Consider the following 18,115-nt stretch of genomic DNA (forward strand, 5'->3'; position numbering starts at 1 on the left):
TATATCGATTCTGCCACTATGTGGAGGGGCACAAGGAACGGTTGCTGGCAGCATTAAATGATTATAAGTTCAAGGTTTCCTACGCGAAGCATTTCAGTCCGGAAGCCCAAGAACTGACGCAACGCAGGACAACCGCCTTGGAAAACATACTGGCTATCAGAAAAGAATTGAAAGCAGGCCTGATAAATAATGTAGAGTATCAGCGTAGAATAGTTCCATTGAACAAAGAAATGAAGCTACTCACGGAGGAATTGGAGATCGATCTGGATGGCATTTTTGACAAGTGCTTCAGCAGCTTCTGGAAAACCCCTGTCTGGGAACTCAACCGGGAAACGGTGCTTGCCTATCTGGAGAAGATAATCAAATCTGAGAAACCCTGAGCAGTTCTGTTTCGAGCCGGGATTGTGTCCCGGCTCTTCTTTCGGAGTAAGCTCTACCGATTCTGCCAGCGATTAACGATGTCCTCTATCAATTCGGGCTTCTTCAGTTTGCCGATCCACTCTTTGGGAATCGCCTCGTAGCCATACAGCAGGGCTGCCAAACCTCCGGTGATGGCTCCTGTGGTATCTGAATCATCACCAAGATTAACAGCTTTCAGAACCGCTTCAGGATAAGTATCCGTTGTTAGTAGGCACCAGATACTGGCTTCTAAAGTGGAAACAACATAACTTCCGGAATCGATCTCATCCTCGCTCAAACTGCCAATATCCACCTCCAGCAACCGGTGCAGGATATCAAATTCCTTTTCCGGGCAGTTTATCTGCTTCATCAAAGTATTGGTCTCCATGCGAGCCTGAGAGTAGGCATTGTTTTTGTCCAACCCGTCGACTATATACTCCGCCATTTTCAGGTAATAGAAACAGCAAATAGCGGAACGGATATGAGGATGAGTGAGGGCGGAGGCCTTGCGGACCAGATCAAACTGCTGCTGGGTAGGCATTCCTTTGATATACAATACCAGTGGCAAGATGCGCATCAGACTGCCATTGCCATTGGAGTATTCATCTGCATCACTGGCAAGATGCTCCAGCTCAGTATAATGCCCACTTTCCAGGATAGCCCTGACTCTGGCAATGCTCTCTGTAGTCTGTAGTCCCACATCAAATGCTCTATACCGGGCAGATAGGTAACCCTTATCAAGCCATGCTACGAATCTCTCTGCCTGGTTCTTTAAATCAAAACCGTTTAATAGGCTCTCTGCCAAGCATAAGGTCAGGGAAGTATCGTCCGACCAAAGTCCAGTTAGTTCTTCACTAAATGACCTGATCTGCCCATCTTCATCTTTGTATTTGCCCATTCCTACCACTGGACTCTTCCTGCGCTGGGATCTGGGTTCAAACTGGACAGGGAAGCCAAGGGCATCGCCAACGGCGACACCATTTACAATACAATAGATCAACATATTCAATATTAATTAAATGTCCATATAGTTGTAGACCCCAATCACCGAGGATCTTTATCAATATCACTCCTAATTCGTTTTCCATTTATAAAATCAACTAATTCTTTTTTGATGCTATTATCTCGTTGCTTGATGGCGTCTACAATGCCTTGAATATCGTCTTGTCGCTCAGGATGGGCTAAAGCATCAGTAACCAACATTGATTTTTGCCAGTCTTCTTTTGTCATCTTATCTTCTTTAACTTCATAGATTTCCTCAAGAAAGGAACCCATTGGTTTCGTTCTCTTCGATATATTAAAGTTCTTCTCCAGCAATGAGCAATTCCCCAATTTATTAATAATGTTTTTGGCATCTTCTTTATTTTCTAAGACACTTGGAACTAATGTATTTAAGTTTGAATCCAAATAGTTCTCCCACCATTTAGCTGATATCATATGGTCCACTTCACAACTGCGAGCATCTAAATCTTTTCTAAGCATTACAATAGAGTTGTTCCATCTTTGACTATCAAGTCTCTGCCATATCCACAGTTTAGATTTGTATAAACGAACTTTGCTTCTATCATCTACCTCAGAATCATTGATTTCTTTAATTACCCTATCAGAAATTTGCTCAAGTAGGTCTTGAGTACATTTCTCATACAAATCGATAACATCGCATAAATCATTACTGCTATGAACTTTGCTATTGCATTCTTTCAGAATGTTTGCATACGTTTGAAAATTGGAGATAAAAGACCATACTTTTGCCCAATCTGATCCAAAAAGCCATCTATCAATGAATGAATTGAACACATGATCAGCTCTTTTCAATACATCATCCTTCTCGGTTTCTTTCAATCGGGATTTTTGTGAATGATATTTCTGGTAGAATATGAGATATGATGTCATAGCAACAATCACTGAATTAAAAGAACTAAGAATTCCTCCGTAATTATGGGATATAAGCATTTCAATTGTATGTTCAAAGGACTCATCAAGACATTCCCAAGCTGCTGATAAATCTGATGCCATTTGTTTTAACAGATATCCTTTTAGCAGATCTTTATCTTTCAGGATGCTTCCGGCAAAACTGTCTGATCTAAACAAAGTAGTCCATACAAATGATAACAATCTAACGATATCATCTGTATCAACAAATTTTCTACCATCAATCAGTTTATTTACAGAGGCTTTTAATTCGTCAATTTTGGCTCCTGCTTTGTCCCATCCTACCTTAAGCCACGCAAGTGTTATTTCTTCTCTTGTTAGGATTCGGCCAGCCGAATTTAGTCTTGTGAATATCTGGACAATAGCATCATCATATTCATCTCTATTACACTGATCTTCATTAAAAGCAGATATCTCTTGAGTTTGTATTTTGTAATAGTACTTTACCGAATCAATGTCGCGCATAAAGGCTGAAAGTGGTTTGGTGACCTCATCAAGCATTTCTTTAGACATTTTATTACAAAAATCACTCTTTATCTTTTCCTGATAATAATCCTCGCTTTGTCGAGGGCTAACCATATTCCAAATCTCAGAAAAACGAATATATCCCCGGTCGTTCTTTTGCAAGTATGGAAGAGGACTTTCATATTTTTCATGATTTGGAGCGTCTCTTTCTTTATCAATAATAACCCATGCGAGGACATTCTTAACTTCAATGTCTTTTACACGTTCACGAATTTTATATTCTGACAGAAAAGCTGCACTATCAAAAAATAAAGATGCCCTAGACCATCTAGTACTCGTCCTGATTTTTCGTGGCTCAGGCAAAACAGCAGCCCAGTCATGATCGAACATTTTGAAGCCGCTTCCAAATTCTCCCAAGGCTAAGAGCAAACTTTGAATTCTCTGTTGTCCATCCAATACCATGTATTTTTTTTCATCATTTTTCTCTAAGAAGCCTGTGTCGGCCCCATTTACTCTATCAACATCCCTCCAGAATGTTCTGTAAGGGATCCCACGATTTTCATGAAAATCAGATGATCCAACTTCCCACATCAGAACTGAGCCAAATGGCCATCCTCTAAAAATTGAATCCATTAATAGTATTACCTTATCGGGAGTCCACACAAATGGTCGTTGTATATCAGGGACAAGTATTATAGCATTTTCTTTACAATCGCGAATGATATCGAAAAAAGGTTTGGGGCGCCATTCGTACTGAATATTCATAAGAATCTCCTTTTATTTAATTCCGTTCAAAGCAATTTTGTTCTTGTAATCCAGCTTAACCTCTTGTATCCCGCTCACGAGCACTTTCTTACTATTCTCAGAGCGATTGGATTCCGCCTCAGCTTTGATATCTATCTTGATAACAAGACCATTACTGGTTGCATTAAGCTTTGTGAGAACAGATCTGGAGAACTTGTTCCAAAGCTCATACGGAAGTTCTCCGCTAAGTTTGATAGTATCAAAGCGTGGTGGTTCGGGCTGAGGATTAGTTTGGGTCTGACCTTTATCAGTTCCGGTTCCAGTATCTATACCGGGTTCATCAGGTGTTTGCTCTGACCCCCTTTCTCCGGGATTGGGCTCAGGACCAAGCTCATCTTTGGCTTTGTATAGATAGACCTTTTTTGCTAATACCAGCATCACTTCTGTTGAGTCCCAAATGTTGGTGTAAAATTCCAGCTCGTTGTTTTTCAGGTTGTTTGAGAACATTTTATCATCCTTGTTTCTCACAATCTATGTTAGTACATACTAACAAATGCATTATCTTTGTCTTGTCAATCCTAGTCAAGTTCTTTTTCATCAAAAGCTACCTTGTCGCGGCGAATCAAACGGTATAGGACTTATCAGGTTTTCCTTGATCCTTTCCAATGGCTCTGAAAGATACAATTTCCCACTTATCCAATCCTCTGCATATCCTTGTAGTATAGAACCAAACAACCGTAAGCAACTCATTTCATTCGGGAATATTCTGATACATCTCTCTCTCCGCCTCAACTCTTCATTTATGCGCTCCAGTGAGTTGGTACACCTTATCCTGCTCCAGTGTGCCGTAGGGAAATTAAGATAAACTGAGATATCATGGTAAGTAGCATCCAACCAATCCAAATATTTGTCTCTTCCTTTTGCCCGGACAACCCGGTTACGCTCTCTCCAAGCCAACTCAAACGACTCCCTGTTTCTGGAACCTACTAGGTCTTTTAATAGTGGTAGTAACCACAGTAGGTCTGCCTTTGATACTTTGCTCTGGGTATTGCGCATCCAGTGGACAATGCAGCGTTGTCTTAACTGTCCAGGAAAGCATTCCTCTATTGACTTTATCAAACCGTCATGCTCATCGCTAATCCAAAGATCCGCTCTCTCCAAACCACGGGCTTTTAAGCTCTATCTACTCGCTGATATTGTTCCAAAATTGCCGGATAGAAACTTCCTTTCCTTAACTTAGGTATGCTTATGTTCACTGGTCCTATCCCGGTTACGAGTGGCTCCTTTCTCTCTCTGTATCCATTTCGATAGTTAGTCCTCTTTGCCGTTCGTTGATACGGTTTTGCTTCAAGTTTCATACTAACTTCTTCTTCAACTATCCTTTGTATGCTGTGTTCCAACACTTTAGCAAAATCTCCCGGAATTAGCAATTGAATTAGCTTGACTAATTCCGCCTGCTCATCTTTCTTTCTCTTGGGTTGAGCCATGATCTTCTCCTTGTTTCTTTAATTTGGTTTGAATCGTCAAAACAAAGAGCGGGATCCAGCTCAACCTTTTTCATCATCTGGCTTCCCTAATTTTACACCAACCTTTGAGACATAACCATAATTTAAATTTTACTTCATTGAAACGCTGATAATTATCGGTAAAAGGGACATAAGATATGGGTGGAGCTTATTTGCTCTCAAATTGCCAGGCGCCATCCCAAGTGTCCCAATTAATGATATCAAAGCGATTTAGCATAATTTTGGTTGGTTCATCAGTGGGCATAAGCAACAAGACCTCTTCAAACAGGGCTTTTGCTTCCCTTTGATGTTTGGCAATCAGCAAGTTTAAAGCGGATTCATATTGATGGAATATTTGGGCGAGGTCGGGTTTATTTTGCATATTTGCAGAGGTATCTATAACTTCGTAAATATCACAGGACTCATTTTTTCCTTTCACTTTCACACGGTCCAAATGACGGCAGAAGAAGTTATTTTTCACTGCCTGAAAAGTAAAATCGTCTATTATAATTGAGGTCTGATAGAATTTATTAAGTCCTTCCAAGCGAGAACCGAAATTCATTTTGTCGCCGATGCCGGTATAGTTGAAAATTCTATCAGAGCCGATATTGCCAACAATTATTTCTCCCGTGGCAATGCCGATTCCAATTTGGAAATTGTGCAGAATGGGGTGGTTTTGATATTCCTCTTGCAGCACGGAGGATATTTCACAAATGGAAAGAGCACTTTGGACGGCATTAATTTCAAAACCTGCATAAGTAACCGGTGCTCCAAATAAAGCTAAGATGGCATCGCCCACATATTTATCGAGAGTTCCTCTCTGCTCTATGATAATTTGTGTGGCAAGGTTAAAATACTTGTGCATAAAAGATGTTATTTCTGTGGGAGTTAACTGTTCGCAGAGAGTGGTAAAATTACGCACATCCGCAAATAAAACGCTTATGTATTTCTTTTCTCCCCCCGCTTTTAGTTTTTCCGGTTCCTTCATCATTTGACCGATGACCTCAGGGGAAACATAATGTTCAAAGGCATCTCTAATTTTCTTTTTTTCTTTGCCCTGTTCGTGTGCCTGAGTGAAAAACATTGCTAAAAAGCCAAATACCCAAGGAATAAGAAGCGTGGAATAAGTATAAGTATAACTTGCTTTTGCATACAAAATATAAACTGCGGGCAGGGAAAGCAGGGAAATAAAGAGAAATAATCCGATCGAAAATAATGGTTTACTGCGAGGAATGATGAATGCCAGACAAATCAAGACGACGATATTGATGCCTAAAAGCCACCAATTGTTTATCCAGTGTATATAATCCTCCTCCAGCAAATTGCACATAAAAGTGGAATGTAATTCTACTCCTGGGTAGCTTCTGTCGAGAGGTGTTATTTTGTTGTCTTTCAATCCGTAGGCAGAAGTCCCCACTAAAATTATGCGGTCTTGAAAATAACCTTTCGGTATCCTGTGAAACAAAACATCGGAAAAAGAAATGTAACGAAAAGAGTGGCCAGGCCCATAATATTTAAAATAAAACAACCCCTCGGGACTTAAGGGTAACTCACTCACCGTTTCCTTTCCGGAAATCAATTTGCAGTTTCGGTTCACTTCAATTTTATCGATGCCTAATAAATCTAAACAGAGCTGCATACTGAAATTTACATACATCTTTCCGTTGTATTGAAAAAAAAGAGGATAATCGTGTATTTTTCCTGAAACATCAGGTGTAATGTTTCCAAACCCAATTCCTTTTGCCGCTTTGGTAAATTCTGCAATAGGAGGAACGGGGTATTGCAAATTGAGATAAAATTTGGGCTGAATATTCCACGCAATCAATTTGTCAGGCAACGCTCCCGTATAAGAGGGATAATCGCTATTAAACATTGCCAAATATACATTTCCCGCATTTCTCATTGCCTCGGTAAAATTGTTATCGGTGCTAAAAGCATCCAAAATATGTTCCGGATTTGGGCCCAATTTATCAAAGCGAGCGGACATTCGCTGGCGCGCAAAACCTTTTATGCTATCGGTTTCCGTGAAAAAAACATCAAAAGCAATCGCCAGTGGCTTATCTTCAGCCAGGATGTTGACTAAATCGGCAAAAAATATGCTGGGCCAAGAAGAGAATTGGCCTAAGTCCTTGATGCTTTTTTCATCTATGTCTATTATGCAGATCTGATCATAAACCCCTTCATTTTCGTCGTGAGTGAAAGTATTATATGCTTGCAAAATATTATCATAAATGCCTAAATCCAAGGTCTTCAGTAAAATGCTAAATACCGGCAGATAAGGCAGGAGAAGGGATATGACCAGAATTAACAGAGCTATTAAGTAATAACGAAAGTGGGGCATAGAAGCTCTATCTGTCAATTTTCAGGTGGTAAACTATCCAAAGTGGAGCTATCGGGAAAATCCTCCTTTAGTTGTTGAATGTGCTTTTTCAGCTTGATGCCATCTCCAAGCTGGTCATAAATTAAGATTAAACAAGTATGAGAGAGCTCGGCATCTTTACTTAAAGGCGCTTGTTCTACGATTTTTTCAAAAAGGTCAGCTGCTTTGGCATAGTCCTTGTTATCAAAATAAGTAAGTGCATCTTCTATTTTGTAATGCGGTTCGGAAAACCAGAATAATTGGCTTTCAGGAAGAAATTCTGCTTCTTCTCTTCTAATGCCGGCAACATTACTGGCAGTGCGTTGATTGCTCTGAACCCTTAAAGCGCTGATTCTATTCCACATTTTATTTTTATAATCAGGATTGGACAGTGCTGCCGTTTCCAGTTTATTGATATTTATTTCCGTGTTGGCATCGATAATGGAAACGCTGCCATTGTTCCATTGAATTTCTGCTTTGGAATCTGGTCCCGTTTTTATATATCCTTCTGGTTGCACATCCGAATGTAAAGTTGCCTTTTTATAAGTGAGATTGGCGGATGCTTTATACTGAACTTCGCCTACCATAAAACGGATTTTACCTATGGAAACGGCGAAAATGGATAAAGCCATTCCGATTATAAAGATAGTAAGAATAAATTTCTTCATAGTTATTCTCCTATGTTCAATAGCTCAGAATACATCTGAGGATTCACTTTTTTGAGGATCGTTTTATCACTCATTAGGTTAAAATATTCTCTTGCTTGGATTTGATTGCCGCATCTAAATTCCAAGATGCAGAGATTTCTTAATATCGAATCGGTATTTTGGTTCAAACTCATTGCTTGCAAGTAATTAGTTCTGGCGGCAGCAAAATCATTATTATTCAGCTGCAAATTGCCCAGATTGATTAAAGCGGCAAGGTTTTGAGGGTCTTTTGCAAGGATATGATTCCAAAGTTCTGCGGCTTTTTCAGCTCGATTGTTCTCTACGCACCAAAGAGCATATTGATTGGCTACATTAAAATTGGTGGGATATTTTTGCAGAGTGGCAATGAATTCTTCTTCGCGAGAAAGCTTTTCCATCAGCATAATGCTTTCCATATCTCTTTGGTATTGCGAAATCGCTGGCACATTGTTGTTAAATTCTTTAGGGGAAATTGACTCGGTGCAAGGAGCCGGAGGATAAAGTTTATGCAGGGTGTCAAACTCCATTAATTCTGGATATATACCTTTGCTGAGCAATAGATTGTATTGTTTGGCAGCTTCATTCCAGCTAACTGAAAATGATTCTTTGCCTAAAAGAGTCGTCTCCAAAGGTAACCAATATTTTCCATTGTCGGAGATGAATCGGTTTAATTCAAAACCGCCGGCAAGTATTTCTTCCGTATTCATACCGGTATTCATAACCAATACAACATGGCCTGGAATATCTAAAAATCCACATTGGATTCCGATAACCGATAAAGAGGAAGCTAATAAAACAAGTAAATCATCACAATCGCCTGCCTTCTGCTTTAAGGTCTGGAAGGGGAATTGAACATAATCAACGGTACTTGTGGCTAAATTGGCAGAAGAATTGTCGGATATGTATTTAAGACCGTTTACATTATAATAACTCCAAATCTGAACAGCTCTTTGGATTTTTTTGTTTAAGGATGAAGTTGGCTGGGTTTGAAAAAGCTGGATTATTTGCGTATTAACGAAATTGCGTAAATTTTCGTCGGCAGGATTGACAAAACAGGCATATTGTTTGCGCTCGTTCCAGTCCATGGAATTAATGCTTTGAGCATAGATTACACCGCTTTTGTGATCGCTTTTGGCATTTTTGTCAAAAACCCATTCCACCTGCATATCAACTGCAAAAGTAGTTGGTCCGTATTTACATAAATCCAATATTTCTTTATTTAAGGGAGCTATGATATCAACCTGTTGTTCTGCCCCTCCCATCAAAGAGGGAATTATCGTCTGAAAAGGACGATCGGTAATTTGAGGAATGGTAACGGTTACGGTGATGTGTTCCAAAGATATGTTGCGTGTATTAAAGAGAGTTAGAGTCCCTATGGGATGGGTTTGAAAATAGCCAATCAAAGCAGGATATAATATATAAAACTCCGAAAAAGATATTTCCACTTCAGGTCTGGTTTCATTGTAGTATCTTCTGGTTTCTTCTGTTTTTAAGGCCTTATCCTGAATGACGAGGTTATCGGGGTCATATTGTAAAGCAATCTGAATTTCTCTCCAGGCATCATCATAACGATGCTCTTTAACTAATAAATCATGATAAAATTCGTGATAGGCGGTAGTGGTGCTATCTATGGCAATATACTGATAAATATTATCCATCACTGCCAAAGCTTCGCTATAACGCATTTCTTTATCCAGGGCTTGAGCGTATGCAAAGCCATAGTTTACATCGGTGGGGACTTTCTGATAAGCAATGGCAAAATTTTCGGTTGCTTCTTTGGCTTTGCGATTTTTGGCATAAGCGCTCCCCAGAGAGTAGTAATATTCTGCCACACTGGGATTTAGATGAATGGCATCGGTATATTTATCAACTGCATAAGCATAATTTCCAGCGGCAAAAAAGCAATCACCCATCAGCTTTTGAATAACATCTGCGCCCTGATTGTTAAACTTGGTCATTAATCTTTGCAGGTAATTGAGAGCCGCCTCATAATCGTTATTTTTTAGAAGAAGTTCGCCCATTTTCAGGTTATTGTCCAGATTATCCTCTTGGGCAATCAATTCACGCATAAAATTTAGCGCGGCAGGATAGTTTTCCGTTTTTTCTTCCGCATAAACTTGATAGCGTAAAATGTCCGCATCCCGATTATATTTTTCTACATAGATATTGCAGAGGTCCTTAACTTTATAGTAATTTCCATCCAGATAATACAGAGAAATCAGTTCGTGCAAAATACTTTTATCGTTGGGATTGGAATATCTTTCCAATGCTGCGATGCCAAGATTATAAGCATTCATCATTTTGTATATTTCTGCTCTTTGAATTACTGTATCGATTCCTGCGCCAATAATTTTTTCCAGTGAATCAATGCTGCCTATTGCTTTTTCAAATTCATTGCGGCTGATGTAAAGCTGGGCTTCCTTCAAACAATTATCGGTTATTTCTTCGGCAAAATTAACTCCCGTAAAGGTTTTGGAGGCAAGTTGCAATGCTATAACGGCTTCTGGATAATGTTTGTTTTCAGATAGATAGCGCGCATAAGAATAGGCATCTGCAATTTCTTCCGAAGAGGGACCGGCTTTATTATCCGCAGAAAGTGATTGAACCGTGTATGTGCAAATTTCTTTTTGGGGCTTATCAATGACAAAGTGGGGTTCATTTACTGTGTAAGTAAAAATTTCTGAACTTCTTTTCTCCGTAACGATCCAGCGTGAAATACCTTCTGCAACTTCCCAGGAAAGCACTGCTTGTTTACTGGAATTTACTGTAAAAAATACGGTCTGCGGTTTCTGGGGGCTATAATAAAAAGTAAGAAGCCGCGCACAATTTGCTGTTTTATCACATATTAAGAGTGTTTTAGTGTAAGGATTATAACGGAGTAAACTGATGTCCGCGAAGCAAGGAAAAGTGCCTTTTACATTTTTGGCGAAATAGCGATGTTCATTTATGCCATTATAGATGATGTTCAGCTGTTGAGTAATTCCATCAATGTAGCCCACCCGGTCTTCGTAAAGCAGATCAAAAGTAGATATCTTACCAGCACTGGTTACCAATTGCAGAGTGTTATCTTCCGTTAAAGATAGCTTGTAAATGACAGTGTCATTAGCCAAAAAATAAAGGTCTTGTCCGCTAATTCTTAATAGTTGGGGTTTCAGGACTTTGCTTTTGAGGTCTATATTACGAATATGTGCGGTATTTTCATCAAAAACGGCTATGCGAGAATTTCCCCAGTCAGCTATATAAATCATTCCTTCTTTATCAACGGCAATGCTTTTGGGCGAATTTAAACAACCATTTTGAGAACCCTTATTGGCAAAGGACTCGATATAATCACCGCTCAATCGGTCATAAACGAAAACCTTGCTTGCTTTAGTATCCAATGCTAACAATTTGTCATTATCTATGGCAAGGGCATTGAACCCTTTAACCCCTTTATTCTTTTCCTTGGCAGCATAAATATTGAAAATGGTAGAGTCCTTATCTACGCAGGTTATGGCGTCGGTTATTTTTTTGGTTTTGTCCTGAGGGATAGTTGTTTTGTGGATATAATATTTTGTGCCATTCAAATAGAGATAGTCAATTGATTGTGGTTCATCGCTTTCAGATAACTTGGGTCTTAAAGTGAGCTGAGGTATTTCCACAGGTTTTGTATTTGAATATTCATCATCTACATAGAGTTTCAAAGAACGAACTTTGCCATCGAGAATGCCTACCAAGGTTTTTCCATTATATGGTATGGCTTTAATGGCTGTCGGCTGTTGAAAAGACACCATAGATTCGTTTTTATTTTTAGAGCCCCAAGTTGAGCGCGGCAATAAATTGCCCATCGCATCAACCTTGCCTATTTTCGTGCAGATTGAATAGATAACATATAATTCGTTATATTGATTGACGGCTACATCCAATAGCTTATCCGGTTTATTTTCCGGCGTGGCAAGCACAATGCTATTATCTGAAACTAAATCCTGATTATATAAAATAACGGCTTGATTTTGCCCCAGATTAACCAAAATTCTAATTTTCTGGTCTTTGCTCAGGCACATTGAAAGGGGCATCATAACCTGAACTTTGCCTAAAAACATACCTTCGTTGGTGAAAGACAAAAGCTCATTGCGTCCAGAATCTAAAATGTAGATATATCCTTGGTAATTTACCAAAATGCGAATTGCATTGCCAAACTGAATGTCAGGAGAGCCCTTTGTAGATATAGTGCGTAGATATTTGCCTTCATAGCTGTATATATAAATGGCGCTGGCTTTGGAATCCAGCACATAGAGTGAATTTTCATCTCCAGTAAGATCATTAATTTTTGTCCCTACAGGCAGCTTAATGAAAACTGGTCCTAAAAATGCCTTCTGGGTAATATCCCATGCTTTGATTATTCCTCTGCCGTTATCCACACAATAGGCAATATTACCTTCAAGATGAAAACAATCTACGCCAAAAGCATCTTTCTTATCTTTGGATGCAGAAACCATTTGTAGGGGTTTTGGTATAGCCCAAAGAAACGCCCAACCAATTAGAATAATAACGCTCATAGATAGTGATTTTTTCATAATCACTCCCTTCTTGTTGTCCTAACCATTAAAATAATCAAAAAAAGCCATAAAGCAAATATCTTTTGCAAAAAAGAGGGTTTCAGGAATATTATTTACAATCTCCCTGTATTTGCCTACACATTATTTTCCCAGGACTATTTATATGTCATAAAGATAAATCTGTGGTTATTATGTCAAGCAAAAATATTTTGGCTGCGTTGCAAGTGATAATAAATTGACTCATTGCCAAATATTTTTTGTTTTCGGCAAACCCAATCCAAGGAATATGCCAGCTACTTCTTTTTTATACCTGGGCGTTTGATAACGAGTAAAAAAAATACCCAATGGAATTTGCCGAACCGAAATTCGGCAATCCATTTAGGTATATTTGCCAGGTTATTAATTTTCTTTCATAAAGGGATATCTATAATCGCAATCTGGAACAAAGTTCTCTTTTATAGACCGAGCCGAAATCCATCTTTGCAAATTTAAAGCGGAGCCAGCTTTATCGTTTGTTCCGGAAGATCTCCCGCCGCCAAAAGGTTGTTGACCAACCACTGCACCAGTTGGCTTATCATTTATATAAAAGTTTCCGGCGCTGTGCATTAAAACATTGTTCGCTTCCAAAATAGCTTTTCTATCTTGAGCAAAAATAGAACCGGTTAAACCATAGGGAGAGGTTTTATCGCATAGTTCCAGAATTTTGTGATAATCGCATTCAGGATATACATAAACGGTTAAAACGGGACCGAAAATTTCTTCTTGCATAGTGCAGAACATCGGATCGGTTGTTTTAATAATGGTTGGCTGGATAAAGTAACCTATGGAATCGTCACATTTTCCTCCCCAAACAATTTCGGCGTCAGCAGATTTTTCCGCTTGCTCGATATAGCCCTTTATTCTATCATAGCTTTCTTTATCTATCACGGCATTGATGAAGTTAGAAAAATCTTGCACATCTCCCATTTTAACCGTATTCAACATTTCCATCATTTCTTTTGACCATTGGTCGTAAAGATTGTCTGGAATGTATAAACGGGAAGCCGCGCTACATTTCTGACCTTGAAATTCAAAAGCACCCTTTAAACAGGCAACTGCCAAAGCTTTTACATCGGCTGATGTATGGGCAAAAATAAAATCTTTGCCACCTGTTTCACCTACAATTCTGGGATATGATTTATAGAGATGAATATTATTGGCAGTCCGTTTCCAGATGTTATTAAAGACATTAGTACTGCCAGTAAAATGGATGCCTGCCAGGCAAGGAGAATCTATTATGAAATTACTTATTTCAGCCCCGGAACCGGGAAGAAAGTTAATTACTCCATCTGGCAGACCTGCCTCTTTTAATATTTTCATAATAAAATAGCCACTATAAACCGCTGTTCCGGCAGGTTTCCAAATAACTGTATTTCCCATTAAAGCAGGAGCGGTAGGTAAATTTCCTGCTATGGAAGTAAAATTGAAGGGAGTAATGGCAAAGATAAAACCTTCCAAAGCTCTGTATTCAGAGAAGTTCCATTCTCCCTTGGGCGAAACCAAGGGCTGCTGTTCATAAATTTTTTGGGCATAGTAAGCATTAAAGCGCCAAAAATCAATAAGCTCACAGGCAGAATCAATCTCCGCTTGATATACATTTTTGCTCTGTCCAAGCATTGTGGCTGCATTTAGCAAAAAGCGATATTTGGTAGAAAGGAGTTCAGCCGCTTTCAAAAAAATAGCGGAACGATGATAAAAGGGCATATTTTCCCAATCAGTTCTTGCTTGCATAGCTGCTTCCACAGCCAAATCAATTTCCTGTTTACCTACTTTGTGATATTTCGCCAATAGATGTTTATGATTATGTGGCTCAATACAATAGCCAAAATTTCCGGTTTTAATTTCTTTGCCGTTGATGATGGCAGGAATTTCCAAAAAATCATTGCTGAGTTCCTGCAGCTTTATTTTCAGTTTGTCTCTTTCGGGTGAGCCGAGGGCATAAGAATAAAGTTGCTCATTTTTGGGAACGGGAACGGTAATAAACATTTTTATCTCCTTGTGTTTTAGTTCGTTGAAAATAGGTGAAAAGGAGAAATAAGCATAGCAAGAATGGACACAATTATCCTGTGTCTATATTTCTCACCTTTTCACACTGGAAGGCATATCCGTTTCCAGATAAACCCTATCGGCCAATACCCTTGCCTGAGAGGTTTAGGAATATTGGCTCGGTGATGAATCAACTTTTTTTATTTAGGATAATTAGTCAAGGATTGTAAAATATTTCACCCTCGGAACTATTTCAAGGGTTAGCTGAGCTTGGTCTTTATACATTAGTAAAATAAAAAAAGCCCGGCTTTTTTCACCGGGCTTGCCAAGTTAAATATTAGTATGCTATATTACTTGAAATTTAGCTGCAAAGTTGTTCCAACGGCGTAATTGGTAACATCGCTATTATCATTATCGCCTACGGCTCCATAAATATCCAGATTTAAGATATCTTCAATCAGCTTGCATTCTACACCGCCATTAAGTTCCATTCCTTGATCGGAAACTATTCCTGCCGCGGCAAAAAGGGTATAATTATCCGCCACAGGAAAACGGAAAGAGCCAACAGCACTTATTAAAGCATCCTGATTATTATGGTATATATTGTCATTCCAATAGAGATTCAATCCATCGTTGATCAGATTAATACCATAGATAAACAGTCCATTATGATAGTAATGGCTGTAAGGAACCAAAGCATTTTTGGAAGCACAAAGAACATCTGCTCCCAATTCCACGGGGGCAAGATCAAATTTAGCATTTATTGCCGCTCCCAATCCAATATTATCATCACCATTTATAAACTGATAGCATAAAAAAGGTGTCAGATCTAAAGTTGCGGGACCTACTTCCAAAGTGGCATAAGGTAAAAGAGTAACTTCACCATCATCCGGTATATCATTATAGCCAATAAAACCATTTACGCCCCAGTCAACGGGAGATGTTGCTGTTAGAGAGCCCAACAAAACAGTATAATCATCGTGCTGATAATGAAATCCCTCGTAATTTTTTAGTAAGCCGACTTGCAGATTCATATCCGACAAATCTTTGGTAAGCATTACTCCAGCAAAATAATCATCCAAAATCAAGCCGCGATGATCTGCCCAATATTGAAGTCCAACCTTAATGTTAGAATTGATTGATTGCATCAGATAATCAAGATACAATTCACTGGTTTTAATATTTACCCCATTAGTTCCTACATTGCCGCCGGAATTATTGTCTCCCCAGTAAATTTCTCCAATCTGGAAGGCAGCCCTGAAATCCAAGCCATTTGTGATATTGGAATCCAACCCAATGCGCAAACGAGTGTTAACATCGCCTCCGTCATTTTTAAAAGGATCGTTATAAGCGGCACCGCGGGTGAGCAATTCACCTTCATAATTAAAATCAATTGCGCCTAAAATGCCGACCAACAACAGGATTGATATAAGGATAGAAACTTTTTTCATTTTTTTGCTCCTTTGTTTTTTTTAGATTCACAATATAATATAAACAACTTGTGTCTGCTTGGCAAGCGATTTTCCTGCCTATTTTGGGCAGCCGACATAAAATATTTTGGGGGGAATATAAAAAAGGGGGGATGAGAATAAAAAATAGTAGCGGGCACACATAATCCATATCATTGTAATTTAAGCGATTAAATGTTTTCCCTGTCTCACCTATTTCTTTGGCTATATAAAAGTAAAAGATACACAGAAGCTAACTTAATATTCCCCTGCAGAATCGCTTAATACTAAAGTAACATATCAGTAGCGATCAAGTAACGAGACAACTGCAATGTTAGAGATGTGTTACTGTGCCGTTAAAGAATTTACTATGGGACAAGCAATTACAATGCAGGAGCGGAATCTGGTAAGATTGTTCTTTGGTCTGCCGTAAGTTTGCTGAAGATTTAGCTTAATTGGTGCTGTTGGCAAAATCCGGAAGGTTCAAATTTAGCTCCTTTTGGATGATTTGCAAATTTTTTTCCAGATTGGGATTGATGGGAACGCCTTGTTTACGCACTTTTTGTTCTATTTCATATTCTTTTTCGCCAGCTACATAGATTCTTTGTTTACCAGGGAAAAGTTGGGCATTTTGTAAATCTCTGCAGATGGAACCGGTTATTTTTTTAAAGTTCTCCAAATCCGTAAAAAAATCCACATTGATTGCCAGAAAGAAATGTCCTAAACGGTAGGGAGCGGGTTTACCCTGTTCATCTTCTCCCATTAAGCCGTTCAAATAATTGCCATTTTGTAAAGCGGCGCAAATAATTTCTACGGCAGTTGCGAGTCCATAACCCTTATGGCTTCCGGTAATTTCTTCCGTTCCACCCAAAGGTAACATCGCGGCTTTCTGTTTTAATAAATCAATCAGCAGACCTTTTGTATCGGTGTAAGGTTTACCATCCAAATCAATTGCCCAACCAAGTGGGGTTTCTTTTTCTTCGCGAGCCAACTGTTCCACTTTTCCTCTTTGGGATATGGAAGTGGCGGCATCATATAAAAAAGGATAGGGAAGATCAGTAGGAGCTCCAAAACAGATAGGATTCGTTCCCAAAATGGGAGAAACACTATTTGTAGGACAAATAGAAGGGCGGGCATTGGAAAAATCCAACCCAATCATATTTTGTTTAATTGCCATTTCTGCATAATAACCACAAATCCCAAAATGAGTGGAATTACGAACTGCCACAGCTCCCAAACCATATTTTTCGGCTTTATCAATTGCCGTTTGCATTGCTTTTTGGCTAATAACTTGCCCCATTCCATTGTTTCCATCCCAAACAGAGGTGGCATATTTATCGCGGATTACCTCAATGTTAGTTAGGGGATTTTGTATTTTAGCTTGAATTCTATCATAATACATTTTTAATCGTCCAACTCCGTGTGATTCAATTCCTTTTAAATCACTGGCGATTAATACATCACTACAAATTTGGGCATCCGCTTTGGGCACGCCGAGTTTTATAAACACCTCTTGCATAAAATTTTGCAGAACTGTAACAGGTATATATTTCATTGTTTGGAACTCCTTATGATTCTTGAAAAACAACTGCTTTCAAGGGAGGAAAGCCATTAAAATTGACGCTCGAATAACTCTGAGTGTATGCACCGGCGGTAAAAATATACACTTTGTCACCGGGAACGGTTCCTTCGGGCATATGATAGTGACAATGTTCATATAAAATATCCATACTGTCACAAGTAGGTCCAGCCAAAATGATATCTTCCGCCAAACCCTTGCGGGGAAAATAGATAGGGAATTTTATGGATTCATCTATGGTTTCAATTAAACCGCCAAATTTTCCGATATCCAAATAGACCAATTGATAGAGATTATTTTTGGATTTCCGGGCAATATTTATAACTTCAGAAACAATCACACCGGCATCACCAACGAGGGATCTACCCGGTTCCAAAATGATATCTGGCAGATTATCGCCAAAATCCTCTTGAATAAAACGCTGAATTTCAGTGG

Annotated in this window: 12 protein-coding genes and 1 riboswitch; of the genes, 1 reads left to right on the forward strand and 11 read right to left on the reverse strand. The window is 39.0% G+C overall.

All coding sequences use genetic code 11. The features are described from left to right. On the forward strand, nt 1-380 hold a 380-nt coding region (locus ABFC98_00125), incomplete at its 5' end, for a hypothetical protein (GenBank protein ID MEN6444436.1). 53 nt (nt 381-433) lie between these two features. Here the strand turns inward: ABFC98_00125 and ABFC98_00130 are convergent. The 11 genes from ABFC98_00130 to ABFC98_00180 form a co-directional block, all read right to left on the reverse strand. Then, nucleotides 434-1,402 carry an ADP-ribosylglycohydrolase family protein gene (locus tag ABFC98_00130; protein MEN6444437.1) on the reverse strand — a complete coding sequence of 323 codons (969 nt, stop codon included), beginning with the start codon at nt 1,400-1,402 and terminating at the stop codon, nt 434-436. A gap of 41 nt (nt 1,403-1,443) precedes the next feature. Next, the gene (locus tag ABFC98_00135; GenBank protein MEN6444438.1) at nt 1,444-3,561 is read right to left on the reverse strand and encodes a DUF262 domain-containing protein; all 2,118 of its coding nucleotides are present in this window, start codon (nt 3,559-3,561) and stop codon (nt 1,444-1,446) included. Between the two features lie 12 nt (nt 3,562-3,573). After that, the gene (locus ABFC98_00140; GenBank protein ID MEN6444439.1) at nt 3,574-4,047 is read right to left on the reverse strand and encodes a hypothetical protein; all 474 of its coding nucleotides are present in this window, start codon (nt 4,045-4,047) and stop codon (nt 3,574-3,576) included. 665 nt (nt 4,048-4,712) lie between these two features. Continuing rightward, a complete protein-coding gene (locus tag ABFC98_00145; protein ID MEN6444440.1) occupies nt 4,713-5,027 on the reverse strand; it encodes a transposase in 315 nt (104 codons plus the stop codon). Between the two features lie 187 nt (nt 5,028-5,214). Continuing rightward, on the reverse strand, nt 5,215-7,404 hold the full coding sequence (locus ABFC98_00150) for an adenylate/guanylate cyclase domain-containing protein (GenBank protein ID MEN6444441.1): 2,190 nt from the start codon (nt 7,402-7,404) through the stop codon (nt 5,215-5,217). Then, the gene (locus tag ABFC98_00155; protein MEN6444442.1) at nt 7,401-8,072 is read right to left on the reverse strand and encodes a hypothetical protein; all 672 of its coding nucleotides are present in this window, start codon (nt 8,070-8,072) and stop codon (nt 7,401-7,403) included. Before ABFC98_00155 ends, ABFC98_00150 begins: the two co-directional genes overlap by 4 nt. Before the next feature lie 2 nt (nt 8,073-8,074). Next, nucleotides 8,075-12,646, reverse strand: a complete 4,572-nt coding sequence (locus ABFC98_00160) for a 6-bladed beta-propeller (GenBank protein MEN6444443.1) — start codon at nt 12,644-12,646, stop codon at nt 8,075-8,077. Between the two features lie 381 nt (nt 12,647-13,027). Further along, the gene (gene pruA, locus ABFC98_00165) at nt 13,028-14,653 is read right to left on the reverse strand and encodes an L-glutamate gamma-semialdehyde dehydrogenase (protein MEN6444444.1); all 1,626 of its coding nucleotides are present in this window, start codon (nt 14,651-14,653) and stop codon (nt 13,028-13,030) included. A gap of 78 nt (nt 14,654-14,731) precedes the next feature. After that, nucleotides 14,732-14,850, reverse strand: a riboswitch (molybdenum cofactor riboswitch). Nucleotides 14,851-15,003: 153 nt separating this feature from the next. Next, complete coding sequence (locus ABFC98_00170) at nt 15,004-16,104, reverse strand: hypothetical protein (protein ID MEN6444445.1); 1,101 nt, start codon at nt 16,102-16,104, stop codon at nt 15,004-15,006. Nucleotides 16,105-16,552: 448 nt separating this feature from the next. Continuing rightward, a complete protein-coding gene (locus ABFC98_00175) occupies nt 16,553-17,656 on the reverse strand; it encodes an Ldh family oxidoreductase (GenBank protein MEN6444446.1) in 1,104 nt (367 codons plus the stop codon). Between the two features lie 13 nt (nt 17,657-17,669). Beyond that, on the reverse strand, nt 17,670-18,115 hold a 446-nt coding region (locus ABFC98_00180; protein ID MEN6444447.1), incomplete at its 5' end, for a type III PLP-dependent enzyme.

This window comes from Candidatus Cloacimonas sp., from assembly GCA_039680785.1.
Classification (GTDB): Bacteria; Cloacimonadota; Cloacimonadia; order Cloacimonadales; family Cloacimonadaceae; genus Cloacimonas.